This is a genomic window from Streptococcus sp. Z554 (genome assembly GCF_053010305.1).
In genome coordinates, this window is the sequence record NZ_JBRKNV010000005.1 from 94286 (window position 1) to 109658 (window position 15373).

13 protein-coding genes are annotated in these 15373 nt (G+C 36.9%); 3 read left to right on the forward strand and 10 right to left on the reverse strand.

Features of this window, described 5'->3' with window-relative positions; all coding sequences use genetic code 11:
• Positions 1-16: 16 nt before the first annotated feature.
• The 7 genes from ACVC7R_RS05935 to yfmF are packed head-to-tail and all read right to left on the reverse strand — an operon-like array spanning position 17 to position 6404.
• A complete protein-coding gene (locus ACVC7R_RS05935) occupies positions 17-811 on the reverse strand; it encodes an energy-coupling factor transporter transmembrane component T family protein (protein WP_447263938.1) in 795 nt (264 codons plus the stop codon).
• Positions 804-1643 (reverse strand): energy-coupling factor transporter ATPase, encoded by an 840-nt coding sequence (locus tag ACVC7R_RS05940; RefSeq protein WP_447263939.1) that lies wholly within the window; start codon positions 1641-1643, stop codon positions 804-806. Before ACVC7R_RS05940 ends, ACVC7R_RS05935 begins: the two co-directional genes overlap by 8 nt.
• The gene (locus tag ACVC7R_RS05945; RefSeq protein ID WP_447263940.1) at positions 1628-2455 is read right to left on the reverse strand and encodes an energy-coupling factor ABC transporter ATP-binding protein; all 828 of its coding nucleotides are present in this window, start codon (positions 2453-2455) and stop codon (positions 1628-1630) included. The genes ACVC7R_RS05940 and ACVC7R_RS05945 overlap by 16 nt, the downstream gene beginning before the upstream one ends.
• 2 nt (positions 2456-2457) lie before the next feature.
• Complete coding sequence (gene pgsA, locus ACVC7R_RS05950) at positions 2458-2997, reverse strand: CDP-diacylglycerol--glycerol-3-phosphate 3-phosphatidyltransferase (RefSeq protein ID WP_447263941.1); 540 nt, start codon at positions 2995-2997, stop codon at positions 2458-2460.
• Between the two features lie 11 nt (positions 2998-3008).
• On the reverse strand, positions 3009-3836 hold the full coding sequence (gene rodZ, locus ACVC7R_RS05955) for a cytoskeleton protein RodZ (RefSeq protein WP_447263942.1): 828 nt from the start codon (positions 3834-3836) through the stop codon (positions 3009-3011).
• A gap of 40 nt (positions 3837-3876) precedes the next feature.
• On the reverse strand, positions 3877-5157 hold the full coding sequence (gene yfmH, locus ACVC7R_RS05960) for an EF-P 5-aminopentanol modification-associated protein YfmH (RefSeq protein WP_447263943.1): 1281 nt from the start codon (positions 5155-5157) through the stop codon (positions 3877-3879).
• The gene (gene yfmF, locus ACVC7R_RS05965; protein ID WP_447263944.1) at positions 5154-6404 is read right to left on the reverse strand and encodes an EF-P 5-aminopentanol modification-associated protein YfmF; all 1251 of its coding nucleotides are present in this window, start codon (positions 6402-6404) and stop codon (positions 5154-5156) included. The genes yfmH and yfmF overlap by 4 nt, the downstream gene beginning before the upstream one ends.
• A 159-nt stretch (positions 6405-6563) precedes the next feature.
• Here yfmF and yaaA point away from each other — a divergent pair, with 159 nt between their 5' ends.
• Positions 6564-6932 (forward strand): S4 domain-containing protein YaaA, encoded by a 369-nt coding sequence (gene yaaA / locus ACVC7R_RS05970; RefSeq protein WP_447263945.1) that lies wholly within the window; start codon positions 6564-6566, stop codon positions 6930-6932.
• A gap of 2 nt (positions 6933-6934) precedes the next feature.
• Positions 6935-8026, forward strand: coding sequence for a DNA replication/repair protein RecF (recF, locus tag ACVC7R_RS05975; RefSeq protein ID WP_447263946.1), 1092 nt, complete (start codon positions 6935-6937; stop codon positions 8024-8026).
• A 54-nt stretch (positions 8027-8080) separates the two neighbouring features.
• Here recF and guaB read toward each other — a convergent pair whose 3' ends face one another.
• Together guaB and trpS are read right to left on the reverse strand one after the other, a co-directional pair.
• Positions 8081-9559, reverse strand: coding sequence for an IMP dehydrogenase (gene guaB / locus ACVC7R_RS05980; protein WP_006154819.1), 1479 nt, complete (start codon positions 9557-9559; stop codon positions 8081-8083).
• 162 nt (positions 9560-9721) lie between these two features.
• Entirely contained in the window at positions 9722-10747 is a 1026-nt protein-coding gene (gene trpS / locus ACVC7R_RS05985) for a tryptophan--tRNA ligase (RefSeq protein ID WP_447263947.1), read from the reverse strand.
• Positions 10748-10954: 207 nt separating this feature from the next.
• Here trpS and ACVC7R_RS05990 point away from each other — a divergent pair, with 207 nt between their 5' ends.
• Entirely contained in the window at positions 10955-12577 is a 1623-nt protein-coding gene (locus tag ACVC7R_RS05990) for an ATP-binding cassette domain-containing protein (protein ID WP_447263948.1), read from the forward strand.
• A gap of 112 nt (positions 12578-12689) precedes the next feature.
• Here ACVC7R_RS05990 and ACVC7R_RS05995 read toward each other — a convergent pair whose 3' ends face one another.
• Entirely contained in the window at positions 12690-15344 is a 2655-nt protein-coding gene (locus ACVC7R_RS05995; RefSeq protein WP_447263949.1) for a YhgE/Pip family protein, read from the reverse strand.
• Positions 15345-15373 lie beyond the last annotated feature (29 nt).

The window sequence follows — 15373 nt, forward strand, 5'->3', positions numbered from 1 at the left end:
TATTCTATACTTTACTTTAGGATTTTAATAAAAACAGGATTCCACCTAATACACATACAAGTAATAGAGCTACACTATCTTTATTCATCCAATTCAATTGTCGATACTGACTGCGTCCATTCCCGCCTTGATAACCTCTAGCTTCCATAGCTGTAGCAAGAGAATCCGCTCTTTTCAAACTTGAAGCGAATAAAGGAATTAAAATAGGAATCATAGCCTTAACCTTTTGGATGATATTGCCCTCTCCAAAATCTACACCACGCGCCTTTTGAGCGTTCATAATCCGAATGGTATCATCCATCAAGGTTGGTACAAAACGCAAGCTCATAGATAACATAAGCCCAATTTCATGAACAGGCACTTTAAATCTTTTTAAAGGCCCAAGCAAGGACTCAACTGCTGTTGCCAGGCTTAGTGGCATTGTGGTCAAAGTAAGCAAGGTTGAGAAAAAGATAATCAACACAAAGCGGCAAAAAATGATTCCAGCCTGCTCAATACCATGAGTAGTGATTTTTATGAACCCCATCTCAAATAGGACTTGACCCCCTGAAATAAAGAAAAGTTGAAAAAGGGTTGTAAAGATAATCAGAAAAAACATCGACTTCAAACCTTTTATGAAAAAAGATAAGGGAACTTCTGATAGAGCTACAAATATGCCGGTTGCAGCGAAAAGTATTACGTTTGTAATTGGATTGTTGGCCCAAAAAACGATAATAATCAATAAAAACATTGCCACTAGCTTACTACGTGGGTCCAGACGATGGACAATCGAGTTTCCTGGTATGTAACGACCTAAAATCATGTTATCCATTAATGAACTCCTTAAACTCTTCTATCGTTATCGGCATTTGTTTAAAAGAAACTCCTCGTTCAGCTAGCCTTTGAGCAAATCTTGTGATTTTCGGAACACCCAATTGGATATTTTCCATAAACTCCAGATTTTGAAAGACAAGACTAGGCGCTCCACTCTTAACCAATCTTCCTTTTTCCATCACATAAACTTGGTCAGCAAATTCTGCCACATCATCCATGAGGTGAGTCACCAAAACAATCGTGATGCCATCTTGATGAAGCTTTTCAAACAAAGCCATCAATTCTTTCCGACCAATCGGATCTAGTCCTGCTGTAGGCTCATCTAAAACCAAGATACTTGGCTCCATTGCTAAAATTCCAGCAATAGCAACCCTTCTCATCTGACCGCCTGAAAGTTCAAATGGACTACGTTCAAAGAGTGACTCGTCAATTCCTACTAAATCTAATTTTTCACGCGCAATAGCCTCGGCCTCTTCTACAGAAACTCCAAAATTTTGAGGACCAAAAGCTACATCTTTTAAGACAGTTTCTTCAAATATTTGATTTTCTGCAAACTGAAATACCAATCCTACTTGTTTGCGAATTTGACGAATTTGCTTGTTGACTGATGTTGACGTAATTAATGTATCAAAGACACGGACACTCCCCTTTGTGGGAACCAACAAACCATTCAAGAGTTGTAGAATTGTGGATTTTCCACTTCCTGTATGCCCAATAATTGCAGTATAGGAGCCGTCCTCTATCGTTAAACTAACATCAGACAAGGCTGCTGAAGCAAAGGGTGTTCCTTCTTGATACGTATAACTAACATTGTCTAGAATAATTCCCATAAAGCCTCCTCAAGCTCCTCTTCAGTAAGATAGAGTTCCGGTAAATCCAAACCACTAGCACGCAGTGAATCTTTTAATTTATTTACAAAGGGTTGATCTAGGCCAATTTGATCTAAATCTGCCCTAGAAAATAATTCTCTAGGAGTACTAGTTGATTCGATTTCTCCTTTTTTCATCACCAAAATACGATCACTCATGGCCACCTCATCCAAATCATGCGTAATGGAGATGACTGTCATTTGGTGATCTTGTCGAATCTTCTGGACTATCTTAATCAATTCTAGACGTCCTTCTGGATCCAACATACTTGTAGCTTCATCCAGAATTAAAATATCTGGTCGCAAAGCGACAACGCCTGCAATGGCAACTCTCTGCTTCTGACCTCCCGATAAACGAGCTGGTTCCTTTTTAGAAAATTCAGCCATACCAACCAATGATAAAGCTTCAGCAACTCGATGCTTCATCTCTTCAAGTGGGATCCCCTGGTTCTCTAACCCAAAAGCAACGTCATCTTCCACAGTCGCCCCTACGAACTGGTTGTCAGGATTTTGAAAAACCATGCCAATCTGACGTCTTTTTTCCCAGACGTTTTCTGGAGTTAGGCAATCACCGTCTATCCAAATTTCTCCAGATTCAGCCTCAAGTAAGCCGTCAATCAAGCGAACAGTCGTTGATTTCCCGCTACCATTATGACCAACAATAGACAACCATTCTCCTCGTTTCACGTGAAACGAAATGTTATGAACATCATAATGTTCCTGATCTGCCTGGTATCGAAATGACAGATTTTTAATCTCAATAATTGATTCCATATCTAGCGAAAGGTTCCTTTAAACAAATACGCGCTTCCTTTAAAATAATCATATCCAGAATAAACTGTAAAGAACAAAGCAATATATAGAGTTATCTGGCCAAGCAAGTTCCAGTGAAGCAACAAGAAGATTATCGCAAACATCTGACTGAATGTCTTGATTTTCCCAGGCATAGCAGCAGCCAGAACGGTTCCACCTGTTTCAACTAAAAGCAAGCGCAAACCAGTAACTGCAAGTTCTCGGCAAATGATAACAGCAACCAGCCAGGCTGGAGCCATGTTTAGACCAACCAACATGATGAAAGCTGACATGACCAACAACTTATCAGCCATCGGATCTGCAAATTTACCAAAATTACTAACCACTTGCCATTTTCTAGCTAAATAACCATCTAGATAATCCGTGAGACTAGCAATAGCAAAAATAACAGCTGCCGTTTTATGCAATAAAGGAGACGAGCCAAATGATAAAAGGAGGATAAAAATCGGAATAAATACAATTCTACCCAGCGTAAGTATGTTAGGAATATTCTCTTTTTTCATATTATCCTTCCTTAATTTGAACCTAATTTCAGTGTAATCCAGCCGGTTTCCCCAGTTAATTTCGAAGTATCAATTTCCTGACTGTCAATGCTTATTTTAACACCTTTGACAACACCTAATGTGATCGTTACTGGAGAACCTTTAGAAATTGTTGTTTTTGCTGTTTTATTTTTCGGATCCAGAGTCGTCCCTCCAGCCAAATCAGTATCTGAAACACTAATCCAGCTTGTTACATCCGTCACAGACAACTGAAGCTCTGCTGTATCTTTAGGAGTTTTATATTCTACTGATATGACATCTCCCTGACCTGAAACAGTCACAGTTGAGGCTTCACTCGAGCTTGATGGACTAGTAGTTTGGTCGCTAGTAGTCGTTTCCTTGCTTGTTTCACTTATTGTGGTAGTTACAACATTATAGTTAGCTGTAGTTGTTTCTGTAGGTTGTGTTTGAATATAGTTCCAAACATAATAAGAAACAAAAATGATAATAGATAAAGAGAAGAGTATGAAGTAAAACAGCGGAAGTAAGGAACGTTTCTTACGATTGGAACGTCTACGACCTGATAGTTCTATCTCATCAACATCCACTTCCTCATAGGTAATCATACTTCCCGAATCATAAGCTTCTAGAACTATACTTTCATCCAACTCAACTGCCCAAGCATACTTTCTCAAAAAAGAGCGTGTATAAAAAGGGCTTGGTAGTTGGTCAAAATCATCTGATTCTAAAGCCTCAAGCAAATTTAGTTGAATATCCGTTTTGCGCTGCAATTCCTCCAAGCTCAAACCTTGATTAATTCTTGCTAAACGTAAAACTTCACCAATTGTTTTTTTTCTCATACTTACCATTCCTTCTTTCTAGTTTATGTTGCTTCAATGACTACAGTGGAAAAATCGTAAACTCAACGATTTCACTATTATCAATAAAATGATGTCCTACCTCAAGTACATCTTCCAAAGTCATCTCCTGTATAATCTTTGGCAAATCAAAGAGGGTTGATTCATCAATATGCGACTGATATTGAGTCGCAATAAATTCTAAAGAATTCATGTTATGGATGAACTCTCCATAAATTTCACTTTTTATTAGATCAAGATGTTCTTCCGAAACATCTGCATCAGTAACAAAGTTCTGAATCGCCTTTCGAAATTGGTGCGAAATGGCTACAGGCTCCTTCGCATCCATTGTCAGCATCAAAAAGTTAAACCGTCGACTGATTTCAACTTCTAAAGATAATGAAGAATCTAATTTCCCAGTTTCATACAAACTCTGAAATCTTTTAGAGGTCCAACCAAACATCATCGTAAACAAAGCTCTTAGCAAAATACTATATCGATAACAATCCTGATTACTCATATTGGAATTTGTTCGAACGCCAATAGCTAATTTAGGAGAAGCGACAGCCATACGAATGCTGTCAACCTTCTTTACAGGGTTTAAAGCGATTGTTTCTCTCGAAGTTTCATCTATCCAGTCTCCAACATCCTTTTGCGAGAAATAATCTTGTATCAACTCTAAATCAAAGTTCCCAACAAGAAAAATATGACTATTGACAGGAGTGTAAAATTCTTCAAAATTATCTCGTAAATCCTCTAATCTAATATTTTCTATCGAATCCTCAGTTCCGACAATATCTGAAGCAAGAGGACTTTCTGGATATAGATTTGCAAGTGTTTTAAAGAACAAGCAGGAATCAGGATCGTCTTGGTACATTTCGCGTTCTTGCTGAATGATATCTTTTTCGTGTTCAACAGATTCTTCAGTAATGTTAAGGCTTGTAACTAGCTCGTCAAGCAAGTCCAAACACTCAGTAACATGATCAGACGTTGAAAAAAGATAACTTGTATTTGTAAAGCTTGTAAAGGCATTACTATCTGCACCTAGTTCAGTAAAACTAGCCATGATATCTTCAGAATTTTCTCTTTCAAAAAGTTTGTGCTCTAAAAAATGAGCAATCCCTTTTGGATATGTTTTTCTTATTCCATCTCTTGCTGTAAACTCTGTGTCAACTGAACCAACTTGAACAGTGACTACACCATAAACTTCGTTAAAGTCATTTTTTGGAAGTAAAGTAACTGTCAAGCCATTTTCTAATGTTGCTTGATAAAGAGTCTCCTTTACAGCAGGATAGTATTTCTCATCAAAAGTTACTCTAGTCATTCTGCTCCTTCCATAAAATAGATAGCTTGCAATTTTAGACTAGACGCAGCCCTACAGATTGCCTCCTTGTCGACTTGCTCTAGTGTCTCTATCAAGGTATCCAGGTCTAAAATCGATTTACCAAAAAAGAGGCTTAAGTATTCTCTGTCAATTATCGAATCTTGATTATCCTGACTCAACAACATGGTCCTACGAATCATTTCCTTGGTCTGATTGATTTCAGCATCTGTAAATCTACCATTTTTGATATTGAGTAATTGATCATTCATCAATTTTCTTGCCTTGTTTCGGTTTTGACGATTGATTCCAGCAAATAATCGCAAAAATCCACTAAAAAGATCCAGGTGACTAGATACAGTATAAGCTAGGCCTTCCTTTTCCCTTACTTGAGTAAACAATTTAGAGTGCGGAAAAGCCCCGAGCAGACCGTTTACAAGCAGTAAAGCCATCTTCTGATCATCCCCATAACCAATTGTGCTATGGTACCCCATTTCTAGAATAGACTGCCCTAGGTTTTTTCTGATAATTCCTTCCCTAAGAACATTTGAATATTCTTGTCGATATTGAATGTTTACAGTATCTTTACGACCTGTCAAGTTAAATTTTTTCAGGATTTCTAGAACTTCTATTTCATTAAAGTCCCCTAAAAAGAATAAATCAATTCTATCTTCGATCAGCATTTTTTGGAAACTTGAATAACAAGTTTTAGAAGTCTCTTCAGAAATTCTGGAAATCAAATCTTTAGGGACTAACTGCATGGATTCTTCTTGGAAAAACAAATGATCTAATTCTTTATGCGCAAAGAAGAAAGGATCCTCTAATTCTGATTCCAGTCTTGCCAACAGTTGTTTTTTCTCAATTTCAAAGGCACTCTTTTCAAATCCTTCCTCATCTGACAAGGAATTGAATATGACTTGATACAATAATTCTAAAATTTGAGAAGTTAACACGTTTTTCTTACTTAAAAATTCATCTCGAACATAAGTTAAACTGACATCTACGAGATGGCTTTGTCCTCTTCTATATGCATGAGTCGATAAATCCGCTCCATACAATGCAGCCAAATGTTTTTTTAGAATCTGGGCGGTTGGATAACTTTTATTAGCTGTTTCAAGCATACTTGCACTTAACATGCGCCCTGAAATCAAATCCAGAGATAATGGAGCTGTGAAACGCATAGTTATTTTATTAGTCTTAAACTTTTTAGATTGGATAAAATGCACTGCAATTCCAGGGAATAACTCCATCTTTTACCTCCTTTTACATAGAGTTCTATTATACCATGAAAACGAAAATTTTTCTTGTTCTCATTGAATCTTTTAAAATTAAAATCGTTTTCATATCAGTGGTTTCTTCTCAACTATTTTGAGCAAAATATGGTATAATACCAAAGATTGAGGTGAACTATGGAATACAAATTATTTGAAGAATTTATTACTCTCCAATCTCTATTAAAAGACCTTGGAATTATACAAAGTGGTGGTGCTATTAAATCTTTTTTATCTGACCATCTTGTATATTTTAATGGAGAATTAGAAAATCGTCGAGGCAAGAAAATTAGAATCGGGGATTCTATTGAAATTCCTGATTTAAAAACCCAGATCGTTCTAGTTCAACCAACCCCAGAAGAACTAGAGGAGTTTCATTTAGAAAAACTTGAGAAAGAACGTGTAGCTAAGATTGTAAAGGAAATGAATAAGAAAGTTCAAAAAAAATCTACAAAAAAAGCTCAACCCAAAAATACAAAATCAGCACCACGCTTCCCAGGTAGATAATTATGTGGTTGAAAAATTTATCCATTAAACAATTTCGTAACTATCATAATATCGAAGTTGATTTTAATCCAAAATTAAATGTATTTGTTGGCCGGAACGCTCAAGGGAAAACGAATCTTCTTGAAAGTATTTACTTTTTAGCCTTAACAAGAAGTCATCGAACAAAGACAGACAAAAATTTAATTCAGTTTGAAGAAGAACAACTACAAGTTTCCGGACTGTTGCAGAAGAAAACAGCAACTATCCCACTTGAAATAGACTTAACACAAAAAGGTCGGATTACTAAAGTGAATCATTTAAAACAGGCTCGTCTTTCTGATTATATCGGACATATGAATGTTGTCTTATTTGCTCCAGAAGATTTACAACTTGTCAAAGGTGCGCCAGCTATCCGACGTAAATTCATTGACATGGAGTTGGGACAAATCAAACCGATTTACTTGTCAGACTTGTCAAGCTATAACCATATTCTTAAACAGAGAAACACCTATCTAAAAACTACACAAAATATTGATGAAACTTTTTTATCTGTTCTTGATGATCAACTGGTAGAATATGGATGTCGTGTAATGATTCACAGGGCTGACTTTATACAGAAAATGGATTTCTTTGGTCAAAAGAAACATTTTGACATTTCAGACCAATTAGAAGAACTGTCAATTCGCTATCAACCTTCTGTAAACTTTGTTGACAAAGAACATTTAGCTGATTCTTTTTATAGGGCACTTCAAAAAAGTAGATCTAGAGATTTATTTAAAAAGAACACTGGAGTTGGTCCTCATCGAGATGATATGATTTTCTTAATCAACGGTATAGAAGCAAGTTTTGGCAGTCAAGGACAGCATCGTAGCTTGGTTCTGTCTATCAAACTGGCTGAAATCGAGTTGATGGAAAGCATCACCAAGGAATCACCTATTCTTTTACTTGACGATGTTATGAGTGAACTTGACAATAATCGTCAACTTAAATTATTAGAGACTATCTCTCATAATATTCAAACCTTTATAACAACTACAAGTTTAGATCACCTTCAAAACTTGCCTGACAACCTAAGCATCTTTACAGTAAATGACGGTCAACTATCTGTAAACTAAACTTTACATGCATGTTAAAACAAAAAAACTCCTGTTAAACAGGAGTTTTTTTAATTACATTGAGTAATTTGGTGCTTCGTTAGTAATTTGAACATCATGCGGATGACTTTCTTTTAGACCTGCGCCAGACATTTCGATAAACTGAGCATTATCATGCAATTCTTTCAGATTAGCAGCACCACAGTAACCCATACCTGAACGAATACCACCAATCATTTGGAAGACAATATCAGCTGCAGCTCCTTTATAAGCAACACGACCTTCAATTCCTTCTGGAACCAGTTTGTTTGCTTCATTAACTGAACCTTGGAAGTAACGGTCGCTTGAACCCTTCTTCATAGCTGCGATTGAGCCCATACCACGGTAAGTTTTGAATTTACGTCCTTGGAAGATTTCAGTTTCACCTGGAGCTTCATCTGTTCCCGCAAACATAGACCCAAGCATTACTGCATTTCCACCAGCGGCAAGGGCTTTAACAATATCTCCAGAATACTTGATTCCACCGTCGGCAATAATCGTTTTACCATATTCACGCGCAACTGCTGCAGCATCGTAAATTGCTGTAACTTGTGGAACTCCGACACCTGCAATCACACGAGTTGTACAGATTGAACCTGGACCAATACCAACTTTAACAACATCAACTCCTGCGTCATAAAGAGCACGCGCACCTTCAGCAGTAGCGATATTTCCAGCAATTAATGTACGGTCTGGGAAGTGCGCACGGATTTCAGCGATTTTGCGAAGAACTCCTGCAGAATGTCCGTGTGCTGTATCGATGACAATCGCATCCGCACCAGCTTCAAAGAGGGCTTCTGCACGTTCAAATGTATCAGAAGTAACACCTACCGCACCGGCAACTAGAAGACGACCAAACTCATCTTTAGCTGCATTTGGAAATTCAATGACTTTTTCAATATCTTTGATTGTAATCAAGCCAGAAAGGCGACCCTCTTCATCAACTAGAGGTAGTTTTTCAATACGGTGCTCTTGTAGAATACTCTCTGCTGTTTTTAAATCTGTACCAACCGGTGCAGTAACCAAGTTTTCACTAGTCATATGTTTTGAAATTGGTTGGTTATAGTCAGAAATAAAACGAAGATCTCGGTTAGTCAAAATACCAATTAACTTGCGGTTTTCAAGAGTTTCAACTACAGGCACACCACTGATACGGTAACGTCCCATCAATTCGTCAGCTTCCGCGATTGTATGTTCTGGAGTCAAGAAGAATGGATCAATAATAACACCATTCTCAGAACGTTTTACCTTGCGAACTTCGTCAGCTTGTTGCTCAATAGACATGTTTTTATGGATAACTCCAAGTCCACCTGCACGCGCGATTGCAATCGCCATTTGGCTCTCTGTAACTGTGTCCATCGCAGCTGTAATAATTGGGATATTTAAAGTCAAATTATCTGCTAATTTTGTTGTTAAATCCGCATCATTAGGCAACACATGACTCTCTGCTGGGATAAGCAATACATCATCAAAGGTAAAACCTTTTTTTAAAAATTTAGTGTCCCAATTAGACATTGAAGTTTCCTCTTTTCTTTCTTTATTGAGCTTAACGCTTTTTGTATTGTATCTATCATACCATTCTATGAAAATTTGTCAATTAAATTTATAAGAGAACAAATAAAAAACTATCTCTCTCATTTAAAAGAAGAAATAGTTTAATAGTTCATATTTTATCCATTATTGAAAATAATTCAGACCCATTGCTGTTTTGACTTCAGAGAGTGTTTGACCAGCAACTTCTCGAGCTTTTTCACTGCCTTTTTGAAGCATGTTATAGACTTCACCCATATCTTTAGCAAACTCAATACGACGTTCACGAATTGGGCCAAGTTCACGTTCTAGGATTTCAAGGAGATAACGCTTGGTCTTAACATCACCAAGGCCTCCACGTTGGTAATGCTCTTTCATTTCAGCAATTTCTTGAGCATCCTCCGGACGACCAAAAACATCTAAGTAATGGAAAACCATATTACCTTCAATCTTACCTGGATCCTCAACACGAATATGATCTGGATCAGTATACATACTCATCACTTTTTTGCGTAAAGTATCCGCATCGTCAGCTAGGTAAATACCATTATTAAGTGATTTCGACATTTTGGCATTACCGTCTAAACCTGGCAAACGTCCTGCACCTTCATGCTCAGGATAAATTCCTTCTGGCTCTACTAAAACATCACAATGGTAGGCATGGTTAAAAGAACGAACAATTTCACGTGTTTGTTCAATCATGGGCTTTTGGTCATTTCCTACTGGAACCAAGTTAGCCTTAAATGCTGTAATATCCGCGGCTTGCGCAACTGGATAAACCAAAAATCCTGTTGGGATACTTTCTCCAAAGCCTTTCTGAGCAATTTCTGTTTTGACGGTTGGGTTTCGTTCCAAACGGGCCAAAGATACCAAATTCATGTAATACATAGAAAGTTCTGCCAATTCTGGTATCTGACTTTGGATAAAAATCGTTGATTTCTTAGGATCTAATCCCACTGCAAGATAGTCCAAGGCCACATTCCCAATAGACTCTACAATTGTTTGTGGATCTTTTGCGTGGTCTGTTAAGGCTTGTTGGTCAGCTAAAAAGACAAACATGTCATATTTATTTTCTTCTTGTAGTAAGACACGATTTTTTAAGCTCCCAACGTAATGCCCAATATGTAATTTCCCCGTTGGACGATCTCCTGTTAAAATAATGGGTTTATTCATTTGATTCTCCTTTGATATGGTCCTTTCAATTATAGCATTTTTTTAATAAAAAGACAGATAAATTTTTTATTCAAACAATAGACTTGTTAACCCTCTCAACTGTAAATCATTTGTCAATTTTCTTTACAAAAAATTGACAAATAAAAATTTGAATATTTAGTGATTTTCTAGTAGAATTAGAGTATTACATATAATAGGAGAAAAACTTTGCTAACAGTATCTGATGTTTCACTACGTTTTAGTGATCGAAAATTGTTTGATGATGTCAACATCAAATTTACAGAAGGAAATACCTATGGTCTGATTGGTGCCAATGGTGCTGGAAAATCAACTTTTTTAAAAATCTTAGCAGGGGATATTGAACCAACGACTGGTCATATCTCTCTTGGACCAGACGAACGTCTTTCTGTACTTCGTCAAAATCACTTTGACTATGAAGACGAGCGTGCTATTGATGTCGTTATCATGGGTAATGAAAAGCTGTATAGCATCATGAAAGAAAAAGATGCTATCTACATGAAGGAAGATTTTTCGGATGAAGATGGCGTTCGTGCAGCTGAACTTGAAGGAGAATTTGCTGAACTAGGTGGTTGGGAAGCTGAGAGTGAAGCTTCACAACTCTTACAAAATCTGAATATTCCAGAAGAACTCCATTACCAAAATATGAGCGAACTTGCAAACGGGGACAAGGTGAAAGTTCTCCTTGCTAAAGCCCTATTTGGTAAACCAGATGTCCTTCTTTTGGACGAGCCGACCAACGGTCTTGATATACAATCTATTACCTGGTTAGAAGATTTCTTGATTGATTTTGAAAATACCGTTATCGTTGTATCCCACGACCGTCACTTCTTGAATAAAGTCTGTACTCACATGGCCGATCTGGACTTTGGTAAAATCAAACTCTATGTCGGAAACTACGACTTCTGGAAGGAGTCATCTGAGCTTGCTGCTAAATTGCTAGCAGACCGTAATGCTAAGGCAGAAGAAAAAATCAAACAATTACAAGAGTTTGTGGCTCGTTTCTCTGCCAATGCTTCAAAATCTAAACAGGCAACTTCGCGTAAAAAGATGCTTGACAAGATTCAGTTAGAAGAAATTGTCCCATCAAGCCGGAAATACCCATTTATCAGCTTTAAAGCCGAACGAGAAATCGGGAATGATTTGTTGACAGTAGAGAATCTATCTGTAAAGATTGATGGTGAAACTATTCTTGACAACATCAGCTTTATCTTGCGTCCAGGTGACAAGACAGCTCTTATCGGACAAAACGACATCCAAACCACTGCCTTGATTCGCGCTATTATGGGTGAAATCGAATATGAAGGAACTGTCAAGTGGGGAGTTACAACTAGTCGCTCTTACTTGCCAAAAGACAATTCAGCTGATTTTGCTGGTAACGAGTCTATCCTTGACTGGTTGCGTCAATTTGCAAGTAAAGAAGAAGATGATAATACTTTCCTACGAGGATTTTTGGGTCGTATGCTTTTCTCTGGAGACGAGGTTAACAAACCTGTCAACGTCTTGTCAGGGGGAGAAAAAGTGCGCGTGATGCTTTCTAAACTCATGCTTTTAAAATCAAACGTCCTTGTACTTGACGATCCTACAAATCACTTAGACTTGGAATCTATCTCTAGTCTGAATGATGGATTGAAAAACTTCAAAGAATCAATCATCTTTGCCAGTCATGACCATGAATTTATTCAAACACTGGCAAATCACATCATCGTCCTTTCTAAAAATGGTGTCATTGATCGTATTGATGAAACCTATGACGAATTCCTAGAAAATGCTGAAGTTCAAGCAAAAGTAAAAGAACTTTGGAAAGACTAAATTCGATTATAAAAACTCAGTTGGATTATCCAACTGAGTTTTATTGTTTTTATGAATTTTTAGTTGATAGTTCTATCAATCTGTTTATATCATTGTTTCACGTGAAACCTATCTAATCTTCATCCATTTTCTTAGGTTGATAAGCTAGCATACCTAATCCGATGAATAAAACTAAAGTTACAAGAAGGAAAACTACTTGATGATGCATATTTCCTGTCATAGAAATTGTTTGTCTCAATCCTGAAACTGAATAACTCATTGGTAACCATGGATTGACCGCTTTAAAGAAATCATTTGTCAAAGCAAGTGGATAGGTTCCTGCACTTGATGCTAATTGCAATAATAACAAAATAAGAGAGAAGAAAGCACCTAAACGACTATTCCATGTCGTTAAAGCAGTTACCATCGACATAAAGGTCAAACTTGCGATAATGATTAAGAATAAGGTTCTCATTTCATGATTTGCCGTTAGGCCTATAAGATGAATTCCCCCATAGACTAAGACAGCTGCTAACACAGCAATGACTCCATTTATTTCAAAGCGTGATTTAAACCAAGCCCAACGGCTCTCAGGATGACGACCTGAAGGTAATTTAGCAAAAATCATATTTGTTGATAATGCAGCAACAAAGAGGGCGACTGATATCATATAAGGAGCCATAGCAATTCCATTTACAGGAACTTGATCATTATCTGTTTTTGAAAGACTCAAAGGCTCAGATAATATTTCTGCATTATTGGACTCTGTTGATGCTGATTTTAGTTGATTGCTAGCATTACTTAATCCTTTTCCTAGCTCTGTAGCTCCTACTTGTAAACTTTCTATACCAGCAGTTAAAGTTACACCGCCATCTGCTAATTTCCCAGCGCCATCAGCAATTTTCACTGCTCCACTTCCTAACTGAGAGCTAGCTGAAAGCAATTGACTTGATTTATCTGTTAATTGACTAGAACCTAGCTGTATTTTATCAAGTCCAGCAATTAAATCTGAACTCTTACTATTTAATTGGCTAGAACCAGAAGAGAGTTTTTCGATACCTGTTACTAATTCTGGAGTTTTCCCAGCTAGCGAATCCAAACCAGTTGTCAAGGTTGAAGAGTTTTCTGTCAACTTACTTGATCCAGAAACCAATTGATCCAAACTTGTTGTTAAAGTTTTATTCTTTTCACTTAGTTGGTTTACACCTAAAGAAATAGTATCCAACCCTTTAGTATAATCATTAACTCCATTTTCAATCGATTGACTTCCAGGAACTAACTGATTATCTACAGCATTTTGTAACTGTGTAAAGCCAATTGACATAGATGTCAAAGAGCTAGAAGCTACAGGTAATAATTGGTTTGCTTTCGTCTGTAAAGTAGAAAGATTGGAAACTGGTTGGTTTACACTTTCCAAACTTACTTTTAAGTTTCCTACTGATGTTAAAATTTCTTTTGCTGAATCAATCGTAGAATTAGAATTATTTGAAATAGCTTCAGTCAATTCTTTTTTCTGAGAGTCAGTGAGAGTTTGATAAGTTGCTGTTGCTTGAAGATTACTAAGAGTTCTCTCTTGTTCTGATTGACTATTCGTCACAATAGTTTGGGCGATAGTAGATATAGTTGCTAAGTCATTAGATATTGTCGTTTTAAGTTCAGTATTATCTGATATAGTTACAGCTTGAAGTGCTTTATTCAACTCATCTAAACTAGTAGTTAACTGGATTATATCTTCTTTCTGTTGAGATGTCGTATTCAATTGAGTAGAAATTTCTTTTATCCCTTTATTTAATTGAGTAATACCATCTCTTAATGTATTTGATTGACTAGATAGTTGGTTTGTACCAACAGATAGTTTGTCAACACCACTTGTATATGCATTGACACCAACTGAAAATTGATTGAGGCCTGTATTCAGTTGCGAAACCCCTCCTGCATATGTCTTCATTCCTGTATTTAGCTGATTGACACCATCTACTAGTTCAGGAGTCTTTGAGGATAATTGATTAAGTCCACTGTCAACCTGTGTAACTCCACTTGTATAGTTCTGTAACCCATCATTAAATGTTCCTAACCCAACATTTAGTTGGTTTACTCCTGTGACATATGTTGTCAAGCCTTTTGTAAATTGTTCACTTCCATTAGAAAAAGTTAAACTTGAGTTGGCTAAAGTATTAAGATTTGAAGATAATGTCTGACTTCCAACAGCTAACTGACTAGCTCCGTCGGCCAATTGTTCACTTCCATCTGTTGCCTTCGTTAAACCAGATTTTAAATCTCCCATCTTTTGAAATAAAGCTTTCGTATAGGTTTCGGTTACATTCGCAGAAACAGTCTGTTTTAACTGTGTCATGGCAGAGTCACTCATCTTACTTGCGATGAAGCTATGCCCACTAGAAGTTTGATAGTCAATGGTCATTTGTTCGGGGTGGTCTGTTAGAATAGAAGCAGCCTTTTCAGATAAGTCACTTGGCAAAGTGACTACCATATAGTAATCACCGTCTTCTAGACCTTTTTGACCTTCTTCTTCACTAACAAAATGAAAATCTAATGATTTATTTTCCTTTAAATTGGACACCATGTCTTTTCCTATAGTCATTGTATTCCCATTGTAAGAAGCTTCCTTATCGTTATTAACAACCGCTACAGGCAACTCTGATAATTGCCCATATGGATCCCACATAGATGATAAAAATATGATGTTGTATAAAGCAGGAATAAGAGAAATCCCTATCATTACAATGATAAAGGTTGGTTTTTTAAAAATTGCTTTCCATTCTTTAAACATATTGTCTCCTTTTTTAAACATATTGTCTA